Source organism: Apibacter sp. B3919 (genome assembly GCF_026537405.1).
GTDB lineage: Bacteria > Bacteroidota > Bacteroidia > Flavobacteriales > Weeksellaceae > Apibacter.
The window spans coordinates 634542-651480 of record NZ_JAFNMG010000001.1 but is presented as its reverse complement, the minus strand read 5'-3'; the positions used below and the strand labels follow the sequence as shown (position 1 = coordinate 651480).

Below are 16939 nucleotides of genomic sequence, written 5' to 3'. Positions count from 1 at the left end.
AAATATTAACGTATGCTAAGAAAATGAAATTCAGTAATTGCTTAAATTAAAGTAAAAAAAATAACGGATCATTTATAGTATAAATATAAAGTTAACTAATATAACTTTAAAAAATTGGTAAATCTTCGTAAAGCAATAGCTCTGTGACTTATCATATTTTTTTCTTTAGGTGAAAATTCTGCGAAACTTTTCAAATATCCGTCAGGAATGAATATCGGATCATATCCGAACCCACCATCACCCTTGATTAAAGTAGTAATAGTTCCAAAAATTTTACCTTCAAAATATTTAACTTCCTCATTATTTACCCAACAGATTACGCTTATAAAATATGCTTTTCTATTGGTACTATTTTGCATACTTTTTAGCACTTTAGAAATATTATCTTTAAAAGATCCGGTGCCTGCATAACGCGCAGAATAGATTCCGGGTTCTCCATTTAATGCTTCAACTACTAATCCGCTGTCATCAGCAAAACAAGGTATATGAGTTAAATCATATCCGAATTTAGCTTTAATAAAAGCATTTTCACGGAAAGTGGTCCCTGTTTCTTCAATTTCGCCTTCAAAATTATAATCAGCAAAGGTTTTAAGTTGAAAATTTTCGGGTAAAATTTCAATTATTTCAGCTTTTTTATGTTCGTTTTGTGTAGCTAATAGGATTTCCATGATTGATTTTTTGTTAATTTCATATAAATGCATCCAAATATAGCTATTATAATAATACCAACAATAAACAGAGTAAAATTACTAAAACCTAATTCGGGTGATTCCAATGATTTATATCGTATAAAAAATATAAAACCTATCGTATTATTAATGCAATGAAGCAGTGTGCAGGTAAGCAGGGATCCTGTTTTATAGAATGTAATTCCCAAGACAATTCCGGCTAAAATTCCACCAACTGCTTGCCAAGGAAATATATGGATTCCACCAAAAATTAAGGCTGATATTAATATAGCTTTTTGCGGTTTAATTTGATTATTGAGCATTCCCTTTAAAATAAATCCCCTAAAAAATAATTCTTCAAAAATTGGAGCAACGATACATACCGATATAAAGGTAATTATGGGATAATTACCCGCATTACCCAATAAGGCATACGACATGGTTTTATACATTTTTTCGAATATTCCGCCTTGAGTAGGTATTAATCCGGTTAAAAATTCTGAAACTAGATATTGTCCAAAAAATAACAAAAGGGCAATTGGGAAGAGTTTACTATTCTTTAGAGAGTAACTGATTGTAAAACGTTCTTTTCTGGGTTTCAATCCCACCAAATAATAGACTAAATAAACAATTAGATAATTTCCAATGGTTAGAATCGGGGTAAAAACGTAGGGATTGGTATGTAGTTTTTTAGCTAGAATTGAAAATAGAGGACTTAGTATCAAAGCTCCCAAAAAAAATAAAATAAGAGCTAAAACTATGTCATACCATTTTAATTTAAGATAATTATTCATTGTGATAAGGTTTTCCTTGTAAAATACTAAAGCCTCGATATAATTGTTCAACGAAAAACAAACGCACCATCTGATGCGTAAACGTCATTTTGGATAAAGCTAGTTTTTGAGGATTTAGATTATAAATTTTGTCAGAAAATCCATAAGCTCCTCCGATACAAAAAACTAAATGTTTAACAGAATTATTCATTTGCTTTTCCAGAAATGAAGAAAATTCAGTCGAAGTAAACTCTTTGCCTTTTTCATCTAAAATTATGAGTGTATCTCCCGAATCCAAAAAAGAAAGAATGGACTCTGCTTCCGCATTTTTTAATTCATTTTCTGATAGATTTTTGGAATTTTTTACATCCGGCAATTCTTTACGTTCAAATTTTATGAAAGCGGGTAAGCGTTTTTCTAAATTTTCCATTAGAGATACTAATTCTTTAGAATTGGTTTTGCCAATCGATAATAATGTAATTTTCATGCCACATTAATAACTGCAAAAATAGAAGATTATTTATAAATAAAGTCTTCATTTTGTTAAGCCTGTATTTAATAAAAAAATTTAGTAATAATATACTTACTCACTTCCATATAATATAAGTTTTAAACGTTTAAAAAATTAAATTCAGTTAATGAATACTCGTTTGTAATATATTTTTCTTGATTGAGATAATAACTTTCATTTTTAAAATAGCTTTCGTCCTAAATTTAGAAGAGTATACCGGTTTTTACCCGTTTAGAAAATTTAGATATAAATCCCAATTGTAGTGGTAAATAGTTTTATGGAAGGTTCTTATATCAGTTTTATTAAAAAGTAATATTCTTTAAAGGTTAATATATAACGTATTGAGTATTATTTTTTTAATTATAAACTTATCCCATTCATTTTATAATAAATTTGAGAACTATACTCTCCTTATCATATAGTTTTTTATCTTTGTTAACATAATTAACATATAAACATTATAAAGATGAAAATTAATATTGTTGCGGGTATTCTTGCTGCCTCAATAATTTTGGGGTCTTGTGAATCAAAACATTCAGAGCAAACCGAAAAAATTAGTGAAGAAGATTTTAATTATAAAGTCGATCGTTTTGCCGATATTGAAGTTTTAAGATATCGAATACCTGAATGGGATAAGTTGTCTTTAAATGAAAAAAAATTGGTCTATTATCTTTCTCAAGCCGGATTAGCAGGTAGAGATATCCTTTGGGACCAAAACTATAAATATAATTTGAAAATAAGAAAAGCATTAGAATCCATCTATCAAAATTATAAAGGAGATAAAACCTCTAAAGATTGGAACCATTTTGAAGTATATTTAAAAAGGGTTTGGTTTTCAAATGGGATTCATCATCATTATTCTAACGATAAAATTATGCCTGAATTTACCCAAGCATATTTTGAGGAGCTAATGAAAGAAACTCAAACCTCATTGGATTCTCAGATCGTTTCCATTTTATTCAATGAAAAAGATTCTAAAAAAGTAAATCTTGATGAATCCAAAGGGTTAATTTCAGGATCTGCAGTAAATTTTTATGGAGAAGGAATTACCGAAAAGGAAGTGGAGAAATATTATTCAGCTAAAAAAAGTCCGGATGCTTCTCGTCCCTTATCTTTTGGTTTAAACTCCCAATTAGTTAAAGACAGTAAAGGTACTTTAGAAGAAAAGATTTGGAAAAGCGGGGGAATGTACGGTTCAGCTATTGATCAAATAATCTATTGGTTGGATAAGGCTGTTACCGTAGCTGAAAATAAAGAACAGGGAGATGCCTTGAAACTTTTAATTGAATATTACAGAACAGGAGATTTAAAAACTTGGGATGATTATAACATAGCATGGCTTAAAGCAACTAAAGGAAATATAGATTATATAAACGGATTTGTAGAGGTGTATAATGATCCGCTTGGTCACAAAGGATCCTATGAGAATATTGTTCAAATCAAAGATTTTGACATGTCGGCAAAAATGGAAGTTATATCCAAAAATGCACAATGGTTTGAAGATCATTCTCCTTTAATGCCGGAACATAAAAAGAAAAATGTAGTAGGGATATCGTATAAAACAGTTAATGTAGCATCAGAAGCGGGAGATTCTTCACCCAGTACTCCGATTGGAGTAAATTTACCTAATGCGGATTGGATCCGTGCGGAATATGGCTCAAAGTCGGTTTCTTTAGGAAATATTATAGACGCTTATAATTTAGCCGGAGGAAGTGAAAAGTTAAAGGAATTTGCATACAGCCAAGAAGAAATAGAATTATCAGAAAAATACGGAGAATTAGCAGATAAACTGCATACAGCTTTACATGAAGTTGTGGGTCATGCTTCTGGACAAATTAATCAAGGAGTCGGAACCCCTAAAGAAACTTTAAAAAGTTATGCATCTACAATGGAAGAGGGAAGAGCAGATTTAGTAGGATTGTATTATTTATATGATCCGGAATTACAAAAGCTTGGATTAGTAGATGACTGGAAAAAAGTAGGAATGACAGCCTATAATGATTATATACGAAACGGATTAATGACTCAATTAGTTAGAATTGAACCGGGAAGAGATATAGAAGAAGCACATATGAGAAATCGTCAATGGGTTAGTGCGTGGGCGTATGAAAAAGGTAAAAAAGATAATGTAATTGAAAAAGTGGTTAAAGATGGTAAAACCTATTTTAAAATTAATGATTACGAAAAGCTTCATAATTTATTTGGAGAATTATTGAAAGAAACTCAAAGAATTAAATCTGAAGGAGATTATAATGCTGCAAAAAATTTAGTGGAAACGTATGGAGTTAAAGTGGATAAAGAATTGCATGCAGAAGTTTTAAAAAGAAATTCTAAATTTAATACTGCAGCATATAAAGGTTTCATCAATCCTATTTTAGTTCCTAAAACTAATGATCAAGGAGAAATAACTGATATTGAAGTTACTTATCCGGAATCATTTGCAGTTGAAATGTTGTTCTACTCTAAAAATTATGGATTCCTTCCTCTTGAAAACTAAAAATTAAAATACTTACCATACAAAACGACTTTACTTACAGACTGTAAGTAAAGTCGTTTTATTTTATGATAAGCTTTATTACATACACTTATTTATAAAATGGAAATCCTATTTAATTTTCAGACAAATTATTTATAAAGTTTTCCTTTTTATTAGTATAATATTCGGATTAGAGATAAAATATTTTTAAAATAATTTATCCTAAAATAAAATTCATTCTTAGATTTGCTAAATATATCTTATTCCGGTTTTTTTTTATATAAATTACCTAAATGAAAATTTGATTACTATTTATACAAGTTAACAAGTGTAATGATTATTATTTATAAATCATGCCTAAATATGCTACTCTAAATACTCCCAGTAATTTATTAATATTCAGTTTAATTTGCACTTTATTTATTCTTTATCCTGAAATTACATGGATACCTTATGAAATGAAAATTTTATCTCAAGATAAACGTTTAAGATTTACGATATTCTTTTTTTTTCGTTATGGTTATTATGTTTCCATTTTGTGTTATTTAATTTGTTGGAATTTAAATAATTGTCTAAAAAAAACAATTAAATTCAGATTAGTATATACTTTATGTATATCGGGAATCGCTTTTAGTTTTTATGGACTAATTACATTTATTATATATTGTAAGGTTAAGCATTTTGGAAGTTTAGTATTATTCCAGTTTTTCTTTATTTCAATGTTGGCTATATGTATTGGTTATATTTCACGGTTATACCAAGAGCGTAGGAAAAAAGAACATGAAATTGAATTACTTAAATTAGAAAATCTGCAAAGCAGATACGATGCATTAATGAATCAAATAAATCCGCATTTTTTTTTCAACTCCTTAAACGGGTTAACATCATTAATTAGAAAAAAAGAAGAAAAGGCAACACTAACCTATATAAATAAATTATCGGATGTTTTTAGATATATTCTACAAAATAATAAAAAAGGATTAGTAAGTATACAAGAAGAATTAAAATTTTTGGAAGCCTTTCGTTATTTAACGGAAATACGTTTTGCCAATAAATTAGAATATACAATACAAGTACGTAAACAATCATTACATAAAAAATTACCCTATTTATCTTTAATGCCTCTTCTTGACAACATTATTGTACATAATCGGATCGATAGTGACCATAAAATGCTAATATCCATATATATAAATCAAACAAATGAATTAGTAATTTCAAATCCCATATATCCAAAATTAACCGTTCAGGTAACCAACGGTACAGGTTTAAATAACTTGGATAAAAGGTTTTATTTATTATGCAATCAACATATAAGAACAAAAATACATGAATCCCGATTTTATGTCTATTTGCCACTTAAATAAGCTGTGATGAACGTATTAATAGTTGAAGATGAAACAGCTGCATATGAAACACTTGAAGCATTATTGAAAGAGATTGATTCAACTATAAAAATAGTTGGTGTCACAGAAAGTGTTGATCAGACTATACATTGGCTTACCAATAATCCTGAACCTGATTTAATCTTTCTGGATATTCAGCTTTCAGACGGAATTTCATTTTTAATTTTTGAACGATTAACTATAGAAATACCCATTATTTTTACGACAGCCTATAATGAATTTGCCATTCAAGCTTTTAAGCAAAATAGTATTGATTATTTACTAAAACCCATTAAACAAGAAGAACTAGAAAATGCTTTACATAAATATAAAAGAAATACTCAGAATACTGTTTTTAAGTATTTATCAAGACTTTCCCGGTTAGCTCCTAATCCCAATTATATAAATAAATTGTTACTTCCTTACAAAGATCAATTAGTGCCCGTCAAAATTTCAGATATTTCCTATTTCTACAACACAGATAAAAACACAAAGGTAACCTTGAAAAATGGTAGAACATATCCTATTTCCAAAACTTTAGAGCAGATTTATCTTAAATTAAATCCTAAAGATTTTTACAGAGCCAATAAACAATATATTATATCCCGAAGCAGTATTGAAAATATAACGATTTGGTTTGATAACCGGTTGTATATTACACTTGATGTAAAAATTCCTGAACGAATGTATATCAGTAAAAATAAAGCTGCTGAATTTAAAGAATGGTTGGTAAAAGACTAACAATTTCCTTTTCTAGACAATAAATTGATTTCCGCCGATTGGATATACATTTTAATTTTATTCGTTTTTATGCCCAATATTTCGCTTTAAGTCCAATAAAAAACTCAGATAAATTGGTATTTATGAAACTTTGTGGAACACGATAATATTAACAATTATTATATGACATAATGAAAACAGTTTTTTTAATGACAAGTGTACTTTTGCTAGTATTGGTTTATGGTCAAAAAAAAGATGATAAGTTTGAAGAAAAGCCTATACTAATTAAAGAACAGGGGGCATTTTCGGCAGGAGGTAAAATTAGTAAGAGCGAAGGAGTATTTGATCCTAATAAGCCCTGGTTCGAGCCACAAGGAGGACAAACAAGACATTGTGATCATGCCGATGTATGGTATCAAATTCCTGTTCATCCTAAGCATACGTCCATGGTTTTTCTACATGGGTATGGGCAATCCAGACGAAGCTGGCAAACGACAGCAGACGGGCGAGAGGGATTTTCCAATATATTTTTAAGAAAGGGGTATAGTATATACCTGGTAGATCAACCCGGAAGGGGAGAAGCAGGACAAACATGTAAGCCCCTAGCTATTTCAACAGCACCTGATGATCAAACCTGGTTTACACAATTTCGGATAGGAAAATATCCAAATTATTATGAGGGAGTACAATTTCCAAAAGATAGTATATCAATCGATCAATTTTTTAGAATGATGACACCCAATACAGGCAGTATAGATGAGGAAACTCTTGTAAACTCATTATCAGAAGTATTGAATAAATCGGGAGATGCTATTCTTTTTACACATTCAGCCGGAGGATTGCCCGGATGGAAAACAGCTATACAGAATGAAAAGGTAAAAGCAATTATTGCCATTGAACCGGGTGCGTTTAGTTTTCCCGAAGGGAAAGTTCCTGTAGGAAATAGGGGAGGGAGTATACCCATGAATCAATTTATGAAATTAACCCGTATACCTATACTCATATATTATGGAGATTTTATTCCCAAAGAAAAAACTACTGCTTATTCGCAAAATTTTTGGAGAGAAGTACTGATTTCTGCTAAAGAATGGGCGAAATTAGTAAATGAAAGCGGTGGAGATGTCACTGTTATTCATTTGCCGGACATTGGAATAAATGGAAATACGCATTTTATTATGTCAGACCTTAATAATCTTGAAATTGCGGATCATATACAAAAGTGGTTAAAAGAAAAAAAATTAAATTAATGCTTTACTATAGTAATTAGTATAATAGGGTAGATATCCATGCAAAAAACTCTTATAATAATTAAATTCTAAACAAAAATAAGATATTTAGAGATCTGTATTAAGAGTCTTCATAGTTAAATACTAATAAATAAAAAAGGAGATTAATAGGAATTAATATGAAAATGAAGTTTAAATTTTAGCGATCCGGACGGGACTCGAACCCGCGACCACCTGCGTGACAGGCAGGTATTCTAACCAACTGAACTACCGGATCAGGGTAGATTGCATAGTGTGCAATAAAAAAATAAAGAAATTTATGTTTCTTAGCGATCCGGACGGGACTCGAACCCGCGACCACCTGCGTGACAGGCAGGTATTCTAACCAACTGAACTACCGGATCTTTTCTGAAGACTTATTTTTAATAATTTCAGTGGTGCAAAGATAAACTCATTTTTCAATTTCACAAACTTTTTTGATTGAAAAATTCATATTTTTTGCTACAAATAACGATTTTTAAAGTAATTAATCTCATTTAATACTATTAAATCTATGAATTTCAATAAAATAATAAATGAAATAAACACTAATTTTTTTAAATTTAATTCTTTATCGATTAATAGGTACTGAATCAATCATATAATGTATCTAAAAATTAATTACGTATTGATTGTTTAATTGTGATTGATACTATTATAGGTTTAACTTGTCGCAAACAAACTTAATTGTAAATAACAAGTATTATTTAGAAATAAAAATCATTAAATCAACTTCTGTCCAAGTTTTACCTTCATGCAGATCAAAACAAGCTCTATGCAAGCTGGTATATGCTTTTTCAGAATTAAAATCTTTTAATATGTCGATTGAACCTTGAATCATCATCGTTTTTTTGTCCAGTTTATATGAAAATTCTTTGGTTATTGTTTTTCCATTTAAAGTTAAGGAGATCTTCACCTTATTGTTTTCAAATTTCCCAAATGATCCATAAATTTCAGGAGAGGATAATCTTTTAAAAAAAAATAAAGTTAAGTTTCCATCTCTGGAAGTGTCACCGGTAGAAACCGTTGTTCCATCAATATAAAATTTTGCTCCTTCCAATGATTCATCCAACGGTTTATCTTCTTTCGTGTTGATTAAAGAAATATTATTAAAACTACCACTTACAGGTACTTTTTTGGGAGTTTTATAAGCCGTCCATACTAATTCTTTTTTGAAACCGGATTCTTTTCCTTGAGGTTTAATTTGTTGTGTTGTAGTTTCAACGCTTTTTACTTCAGAAGTCAAGGTAGATTTATTACTCTTATTATCTCCGCAAGAAAACAAAATAAGTTGAACGGATAAAATTAAACTAATATATTTATTATATAACATCATAAAAGCTTTAATTGTTAGTATAAAATTATTTAAAAAATCAAATAATTAATTACCTTTTTTTATAACAGTTTTCGTAGGATGCAATGAATCTTGGGTAAGATTTTTTTTCGATAGGGAATCTTTTGTAGATTCAATTTTTAAAGAATCAATAACAATAGAAGATTTTTTTAAGGTATCATTTGATTGTGATTGTGAATTTACATTTTGTTCAATATCGGCAGGAATAATATTTTTATTACCGCTAGAATATTTATCACATGAAATCAATCCACAAGTAAGGATTGCTATAACATAAAAATTTTTTTTCATAAACATTTAATTTTATCAAATATAAAAAAAATAGCAATTACGGTCTATTTTATTTATAAAAATAAAGAGTAGTATTCTGCGATATAATTTATAAACAATACGTGTAAAAACACTTTAAAAAAATATGTTTCTTTTTACGTAAACTATATGATTGATTTTATAAAATAAAAATTTGAACTTTTAAATGATTACTTTTGTAAATAAAATAGTTAAATGAAAAAAATATATGTAGTACTATTCAGCCTTGCTTTACTAGTTTCCTGTAAAGAAAAAAATACTGGTAAAGAGCAGAGTTCAAAACAAACTCATGAAACTACTGTAGATCATTCCGAAATTGAAGTAAGTAATCAAGAAACTAAAATAATCAAATCCGATTTTTCAAAAATTCAAAGTTTATTAAATACAAAGAGTGATACTATATATATTACCAATTACTGGGCAACTTGGTGTCCTCCTTGTGTTAAAGAAATACCTGATTTTGTGGCTCTTCAAGAGAAATACACCCATGAAAAAGTAAAGTTTATCTTTGTAAGCATCGATCAAATAGATACCGAAAGTACATTACAATCATTTGTGCAAAAAAATAAAATGAAAAACGTATACAATATATCCTCTAAAGAAATGAGAGACCATATTGGTACGATTAGTCCTGATCTAGAAGGGGGTATACCGGTAACAGTTATACAAAAAGGAAATAAAAAAGAAGGATTTTTAGGAAATCTTTCCAAAGAGTTCATTTTAAGTAAAATTGAAGAATATTCAAAATAATTATAAGAATAAAAGAAAATATCTATGCCGTTAATTAAAAGTATATCCGGAATTCGAGGGACAATAGGGGGTAAAATAGGAGAAAATCTTACACCGATTGATACCGTAAAATTTGCTTCGGCTTATGGAACTTGGTTAAAAAGAAAATTAAATAAAGAAAAAATTAAAGTAGTACTTGGGAGAGATGCACGGATTTCCGGTCAAATGATCTCCGAGTTAGTTTCATCCACTTTACAGGGAGTAGGAATAGATGTTGTTGATTTAGGACTTTCGACAACTCCAACGGTGGAAATTATGGTTCCATATTTACAAGCAGACGGAGGAATTATTTTAACGGCAAGTCATAATCCTAAACAATGGAATGCGTTAAAACTATTGAATGCTAAAGGTGAATTTATATCCGATAAAGAAGGTAAAGAATTATTAAACATAGCTGATACGGAAGATTTTGATTTTGTTGAAGTGGATTATTTAGGATCGTATGTAAAAGAAGAAAAAGCAATAGAGCATCATATAAACAAAATATTGGAACTGCCTTTAGTGAACGTTGACTTAATTAAAAAAGCAGGATTTAAAGTGGTGGTTGATGCCGTAAATTCTACAGGAGGTATATCGGTTCTTCCCTTATTAGAAAAATTAGGAGTTGAAGTAGTCGAAATGTATTGTACACCCAACGGCCATTTTCCACATAATCCCGAACCGTTGGAAGTTAATTTAGGCGAAATAATGAAAAGAGTTCCTAAAGAACAAGCGGATTTAGGAATAGTTGTGGATCCGGATGTAGATCGCTTAGCATTTATATGCGAAGATGGAACCATGTTTGGAGAAGAATATACATTAGTTGCTGTTGCAGATTACGTTTTAAGTAAAACTCCTTCAGCTACGGTTTCTAATTTATCATCTTCACGGGCATTACGAGATATTTCAGAAAAATACAATCAAGAATATCATGCTTCGGCAGTTGGAGAAGTTAATGTAGTAACAAAGATGAAGGATATCAACGCGCGTATCGGAGGCGAAGGTAATGGAGGTATTATATATCCGGAATTACACTATGGTCGTGATTCTTTAGTTGGAATTGCCCTTTTTCTATCCTATCTTGCTGAAAGAAAGATTACAATAAAACAACTTAGAAATACGTATCCTTCCTATTTTATGGGAAAGAAAAAAATTGATTTAAGTCCGGAAATTAATACAGATGTTATTTTACAAAAACTAACCGAAAAATATAAAAATGAAGATATAAAAACTTATGATGGATTGAAAATCGATTTTTCCGATAATTGGGTACACTTAAGAAAATCAAATACAGAACCTATCATCCGTATATATACTGAAGCTCCTACACAACAAGAAGCCGATCAATTGGCAAATAGGTTTATAGAAGAAATAAAGCAGGTATCTGACTAAGATAATGATTATCCAGGTGATTAAAAAATTAAAGTAGAAATCCATTTTTAAATAAAATAGACTAAACAAAACGTCTAATTTATACTGATTTATATAATTTTTTAATCTATTAAAATCATTTAATCTGCATTAGTTAAGTATAGTAAAATAGGTTTGATCTATAAAAATTAAATTTGATTGAAATGGAAGTTAGCTATCTTTATAAAAATTAGAAAAAAAAGATTCTATGAAAAAAATTTTTTTATTTTCGTTTACCATATTTTTATACTTTTTAGCTAACTTTTATATTTTTTATCATATATATTCCTTATTATCTGAACAATCAATTATACTAAAAAGCATTTTTTTCTTACTGGTATTTTTTCTTCCCTCATCTTTTATATTATTTTTACTTTTCTCAAAAAAATTATCTTTAGCATCTGCAACGATTTTATATAAAATTTCTACAAGTTGGCCGGTTGTTCTTTTATACTCTTTTTTACTTTTTCTTGTTTATGATGGATTGCTTTTATTAAATAAGTTTGGTGAATTTATACCTGAAAGTTTCTTTAATAACAATTATGGTATTATCTTGATTTTATGCTTAGTGGTTTGTATAGGTTTCTATGGATATAGAAATTATTTTAATAAAAGGAGAATTTATTTAAAATTAACAACCAATAAAAAGTTAATTAAACCTTTAAAAATTGTAATGATCAGCGACCTTCATTTGGGTTATGCCATTCAAGGAAATGAACTGAAAAGCTGGATTAATAAAATTAATAAGGAACAACCTGACTTAGTTCTTATAGTAGGAGATATCATTGACACTAATGTTAAGCCTTTACAGCATTTTTTATTGGAAAAGCATTTTAAAAAAATAAAATCCCGTTTAGGTATTTACAGTTGTTTAGGAAATCATGAATATATAAGTGGAATTACTGAAAGTATAGATTTTATTAAAAATGCCGGTATTCATTTACTTAGAGACTCTTCAATTTTAATTGAAAATAGTTTTTATATTGTGGGAAGAGATGATCGTACCAATAGCTCTAGAAAGCTTCTTAATGAATTAATTAAAGATCTTGATTCCTCTAAACCTATAATCGTTTTAGATCACCAGCCCTATCATCTGGAAGAATCCGAGCTTAATCAAATAGACGTACAATTTTCAGGACATACCCATCAAGGACAAGTTTGGCCGATTTCTTTAATTACTAAATCCATATTCGAAAAATCTCACGGTTATCTAAAAAAGGGAAAAACTCATATCTATGTAAGTTCAGGAATCGGAATTTGGGGAGGAAGATTCAGAATAGGAACCAATTCTGAATATGTGGTAGTAGATTTTTTACAAGATTCAACCCAAAATTAATTTTAAATTTAAGTGTTATTTTTAAAGTTTTAAACAATAGAACGTCCTTTTCCCGTTCATTATATAATTATTTATATAATGCTTTAAAATAACACACTTTTGTAAATCTCATTTGAAATAGTTAATTTTTAAAATATTTATTATGAATAAAAAAATAGCTGTTATTTGTTATGACCATCCCACAAGGAAAACACAAGAAGTATTGTTGCGATTAAAAGGGAAAGGATATCATAAAGTTGATGTATATGCAATACCATTTGTTCCTAGAAAACCTATACAAGCACTTATTACACATCGTCCCACCGAATTACTTCTTACCCTGGAAAATGAACAGTTAGCTAAAAATTTAGACTATACCTATATAAAAAAAGAAATAGGAGAGTTGGATAACTGTTTTACAGAAAATTCCTATCATTCTATCTTAATAGCGGGAGCAGGTTTATTGCCCGAACAATTAGTTACCAATCATAAAATTATAAATTCTCATCCGGGATATCTTCCCTTTGTTCGGGGTTTAGATGCTCTGAAATGGGCGGTATATGAAGATTTACCGATAGGAGTAACAGTTCATTATGTAAACAAAGAAGCAGATGCGGGGCTTTTAATTATTCAAGAAAAAATAGAAATAGCTACAGAAGATACGTTTCAAACTATATGCTTTAAACTTTGGAATTTAGAAATGCAGCTGTTGGTAGATTCTATTGAAAAGGTCGATACCATTAAAGATTTTATTTCCTTACCAACGGATGTGACAGAGCCTCATCGAAGAATGCCTCGAGTTAAAGAAGAAAAATTATATTTAAAATTTGAAGAATATAAAAATAAAAATATAAAATAAGCAGGCTTAAAAAAGCCTGCATCACTAAATAGAATTTAACATGTTATTGAATTTAAATTAAATGAGTTTACAAATTTAATTGGTGAATTTATACATATACTTATAATTAGTCTTTAAATTTTCTGATTCTATTCTTTTTTATCTTATAATTCATTCATAATTAAAATTCTAAACCATTCAAAATATTCAATAATATTTTAATTAATTTTTATAGCAACAATCGCAGTAAATTACTGATTGTGATCTTGAAAAATATATATTTGGATTTATAAAAAATATAAATCCGAATTCTTTTAAAAAATATCTTAGAAAGTTAGATAGATATACTAAGCTAGTTAATTTTACTATTGAAAATGGAATTATAAATGTGCTGAAAGTTACAATTGGCAATAAGTTAGAATGACTAATACTACTTTTTTCAGTTGAGAACAATATACTTTTAAAAAAATAAGCCAAATTATTTTTCATAATAGATTTATTTATGCTTTTATTAAACACTAATTTCGTGCCAAAATTTATATAATAATAAAGTAAATACTTAAAATATATTCCGAATACTGTATAAATACATATTAAATTTAAGTGGTAATGTGCGTTTTTGTTATACTATATAAAAGAAAAAAACCTTCTGAATTTATAATTCAGAAGGTTTTTTATATCTAAAGTTTCGTTTAAAAACTTATACTTTAATCTCTACTTCAACACCGCTAGGAAGCTCTAATTTCATTAATGCATCAACAGTTTTAGAAGAAGAACTGTAGATATCCATTAATCTTTTATGAGAGTTTAATTGGAATTGTTCACGAGATTTTTTGTTAACGTGTGGAGAACGCAATACGGTAAAAATTCTCTTATGAGTAGGTAATGGAATAGGACCATTAACTACAGCACCGGTTGCTTTCACGGTTTTTACGATTTTTTCAGCTGATTTATCAACTAAATTATAATCGTAAGATTTAAGTTTTATTCTTATTTTTTGACTCATTGTTTTAAAAATTAAACGTTTGTACCCTTAGCTTTAGCAATTACTTCATCAGCTATATTCTGAGGAGCTGCTTCATAGTGGTCAAATTCCATAGTTGAAGTAGCACGTCCTGAAGATAAAGTTCTTAAGGAAGTTACGTATCCGAACATTTCAGATAATGGAACAAATGCTTTAATAACTTTGGCATTATTTCTGTCATCCATTCCGCTTACTGTTGCTCTACGACGGTTTAAGTCTCCTACAATGTCCCCCATATATTCTTCCGGAGTTAAAACTTCCAATTTCATAATAGGTTCCATAATAACCGGTTTTGCTTTCTTAGCTGCTTCTTTGAATCCAAGTTTAGCTGCCAATTCGAAAGATAACTGGTCAGAGTCAACCGCATGGTAAGATCCGTCTTTCAATGTGATCTTCATACCGTCAATCTCATATCCTGCTAAAGGACCATTTTTCATAGCTTCTTTGAAACCTTTTTCAACAGATGGTATAAATTCTCTAGGAATGTTACCACCTTTGATTTCGTTTACGAATTCTAATCCGGTTTTTCCTTCATCAGCAGGTCCGATTTGGAATACAATATCAGCAAACTTACCACGACCACCGGTTTGTTTTTTGTAAACTTCTCTGTGATCAGCAGATCCCATTAAAGCTTCTTTATACTCAACCTGAGGTTGTCCTTGATTTACTTCAACTTTAAATTCTCTTCTTAAACGGTCTACAATGATGTCAAGGTGAAGCTCACCCATTCCTGAAATTACAGTTTGTCCTGAAGCTTCATCTGTTTTTACTTGGAAAGTTGGATCTTCTTCCGCTAATTTTGATAAAGCCATACCCAATTTATCAACATCCGCTTTAGTTTTAGGTTCTACAGCGATACCGATAACCGGATCAGGGAATACCATGCTTTCCAAAATAATCGGAGATTTTTCATCACAAAGTGTATCTCCTGTTTTAATATCTTTAAATCCAACTGCTGCACCAATATCTCCGGCTTCGATATATTCGATAGGATTTTGTTTATTGGCATGCATTTGATAGATTCTGGAAATTCTTTCTTTATCTCCGGATCGAGTGTTTAATACATAAGATCCGGCATCTAAATGACCGGAATAAGCTCTAAAGAAAGCTAAACGACCAACATAAGGATCGGTAGCAATTTTAAACGCTAAAGCTGCAAACGGTTCTTTTGCATCCGGTTTTCTTGCGATCGGTTCATCAGTTTTAGGATCTGTACCTTCAATAGCTTCTTTGTCCAGTGGAGAAGGAAGATAACGGCAAACAGCATCTAACATAAACTGAACTCCTTTATTTTTGAATGATGATCCGCAAACCATAGGTATAATGCTGATATCTATAGTTGCTTTACGAAGCGCTTCGTGGATTTCTTCTTCCGAAATTGAATCCGGATCTTCAAAGAATTTTTCCATTAAAGTTTCATCGTACTCAGCAACTGCTTCGATAAGGTTTTGGCGATATTCCATTACCTCCTCTTTCATATCTTCAGGGATATCTACAATATCAAAAGTAGAACCGAAGTTATCATTATGCCATACAATAGCACGGTTTTTAACTAAGTCAACTACCCCTTTGAAATCTTCTTCAGATCCGATAGGTAATACGATAGGAACCGCATTAGATCCTAACATTTCTTTAACCTGACGGCATACATTAAGGAAGTCAGAACCTTGTCTGTCCATTTTGTTTACAAATCCCATTCTTGGAACTTTGTAATTATCCGCAAGTCTCCAGTTAGTTTCAGATTGAGGCTCAACACCGTCAACCGCACTAAATAAGAAAACTAATCCGTCTAATACCCTTAATGAACGGTTCACCTCAACAGTAAAGTCAACGTGTCCCGGAGTGTCGATAATATTAAAGTGGTAAGACTGTGTATCCGGTAGTTTTTTACCGTCATCAGTTAATGGGAAATTCCAATTACATGTAGTAGCTGCAGAAGTAATAGTGATTCCTCTTTCAGCTTCTTGAACCATCCAGTCCATCGTTGAAGCTCCATCATGAACTTCTCCGATTTTATGGTTTACTCCGGTATAAAATAAAATTCTTTCCGTTGTAGTTGTCTTTCCTGCATCAATGTGAGCAGCAATACCTATATTACGTGTATATTTTAAATCTCTAGACAT

Annotated in this window: 15 protein-coding genes and 2 tRNA genes; 8 read left to right on the top strand and 9 right to left on the bottom strand. The window is 29.9% G+C overall.

All coding sequences use genetic code 11. The annotated features are described in order from the left end of the window. Window positions 1–95 precede the first annotated feature (95 nt). From rdgB to rlmH, 3 genes are read right to left on the bottom strand one after another with little or no spacing between them, the layout of a single operon-like run. Window positions 96–668 carry an RdgB/HAM1 family non-canonical purine NTP pyrophosphatase gene (rdgB, locus tag J3U20_RS02945; protein WP_160542336.1) on the bottom strand — a complete coding sequence of 191 codons (573 nt, stop codon included), beginning with the start codon at window positions 666–668 and terminating at the stop codon, window positions 96–98. Beyond that, on the bottom strand, window positions 653–1462 hold the full coding sequence (locus tag J3U20_RS02940) for a CPBP family intramembrane glutamic endopeptidase (protein WP_160542335.1): 810 nt from the start codon (window positions 1460–1462) through the stop codon (window positions 653–655). The genes rdgB and J3U20_RS02940 overlap by 16 nt, the downstream gene beginning before the upstream one ends. Continuing rightward, window positions 1455–1928 carry a 23S rRNA (pseudouridine(1915)-N(3))-methyltransferase RlmH gene (rlmH, locus tag J3U20_RS02935; RefSeq protein WP_160542334.1) on the bottom strand — a complete coding sequence of 158 codons (474 nt, stop codon included), beginning with the start codon at window positions 1926–1928 and terminating at the stop codon, window positions 1455–1457. The genes J3U20_RS02940 and rlmH overlap by 8 nt, the downstream gene beginning before the upstream one ends. A 490-nt stretch (window positions 1929–2418) precedes the next feature. Here rlmH and J3U20_RS02930 point away from each other — a divergent pair, with 490 nt between their 5' ends. From J3U20_RS02930 to J3U20_RS02915, 4 genes are all read left to right on the top strand, one after another. Continuing rightward, window positions 2419–4449 carry a dipeptidyl-peptidase 3 family protein gene (locus J3U20_RS02930; RefSeq protein WP_160542333.1) on the top strand — a complete coding sequence of 677 codons (2031 nt, stop codon included), beginning with the start codon at window positions 2419–2421 and terminating at the stop codon, window positions 4447–4449. A 332-nt stretch (window positions 4450–4781) separates the two neighbouring features. After that, complete coding sequence (locus J3U20_RS02925) at window positions 4782–5795, top strand: sensor histidine kinase (RefSeq protein ID WP_160542332.1); 1014 nt, start codon at window positions 4782–4784, stop codon at window positions 5793–5795. 6 nt (window positions 5796–5801) lie between these two features. Beyond that, entirely contained in the window at window positions 5802–6554 is a 753-nt protein-coding gene (locus J3U20_RS02920) for a LytR/AlgR family response regulator transcription factor (protein ID WP_160542331.1), read from the top strand. Window positions 6555–6724: 170 nt separating this feature from the next. Next, a complete protein-coding gene (locus J3U20_RS02915; protein ID WP_160542330.1) occupies window positions 6725–7780 on the top strand; it encodes an alpha/beta hydrolase in 1056 nt (351 codons plus the stop codon). A gap of 182 nt (window positions 7781–7962) precedes the next feature. On the opposite strand, the gene J3U20_RS02910 is transcribed toward J3U20_RS02915, so the two are convergent. The 4 genes from J3U20_RS02910 to J3U20_RS02895 form a co-directional block, all read right to left on the bottom strand. Next, window positions 7963–8036, bottom strand: a tRNA-Asp gene (locus J3U20_RS02910). Between the two features lie 53 nt (window positions 8037–8089). Further along, window positions 8090–8163 (bottom strand) — tRNA-Asp (locus J3U20_RS02905). Window positions 8164–8501: 338 nt separating this feature from the next. Further along, window positions 8502–9131 carry a YceI family protein gene (locus J3U20_RS02900; protein WP_160549988.1) on the bottom strand — a complete coding sequence of 210 codons (630 nt, stop codon included), beginning with the start codon at window positions 9129–9131 and terminating at the stop codon, window positions 8502–8504. A 48-nt stretch (window positions 9132–9179) separates the two neighbouring features. After that, a complete protein-coding gene (locus J3U20_RS02895) occupies window positions 9180–9443 on the bottom strand; it encodes a hypothetical protein (RefSeq protein WP_160542328.1) in 264 nt (87 codons plus the stop codon). Window positions 9444–9656: 213 nt separating this feature from the next. Between J3U20_RS02895 and J3U20_RS02890 the strand changes: the two genes are divergently transcribed. From J3U20_RS02890 to J3U20_RS02875, 4 genes are all read left to right on the top strand, one after another. Beyond that, entirely contained in the window at window positions 9657–10211 is a 555-nt protein-coding gene (locus J3U20_RS02890; RefSeq protein ID WP_160542327.1) for a TlpA disulfide reductase family protein, read from the top strand. Window positions 10212–10235: 24 nt separating this feature from the next. Continuing rightward, window positions 10236–11621 carry a phosphoglucosamine mutase gene (gene glmM / locus J3U20_RS02885; protein WP_160542326.1) on the top strand — a complete coding sequence of 462 codons (1386 nt, stop codon included), beginning with the start codon at window positions 10236–10238 and terminating at the stop codon, window positions 11619–11621. Window positions 11622–11847: 226 nt separating this feature from the next. Next, complete coding sequence (locus J3U20_RS02880) at window positions 11848–12975, top strand: metallophosphoesterase (protein ID WP_160542325.1); 1128 nt, start codon at window positions 11848–11850, stop codon at window positions 12973–12975. A 142-nt stretch (window positions 12976–13117) separates the two neighbouring features. Beyond that, the gene (locus tag J3U20_RS02875) at window positions 13118–13813 is read left to right on the top strand and encodes a formyltransferase family protein (protein WP_160542324.1); all 696 of its coding nucleotides are present in this window, start codon (window positions 13118–13120) and stop codon (window positions 13811–13813) included. A 679-nt stretch (window positions 13814–14492) separates the two neighbouring features. Here J3U20_RS02875 and rpsJ read toward each other — a convergent pair. Both rpsJ and fusA read right to left on the bottom strand, forming a co-directional pair. After that, window positions 14493–14798 (bottom strand): 30S ribosomal protein S10, encoded by a 306-nt coding sequence (rpsJ, locus tag J3U20_RS02870; protein WP_055425679.1) that lies wholly within the window; start codon window positions 14796–14798, stop codon window positions 14493–14495. Window positions 14799–14809: 11 nt separating this feature from the next. Then, window positions 14810–16939, bottom strand: a complete 2130-nt coding sequence (gene fusA / locus J3U20_RS02865) for an elongation factor G (protein ID WP_105297011.1) — start codon at window positions 16937–16939, stop codon at window positions 14810–14812.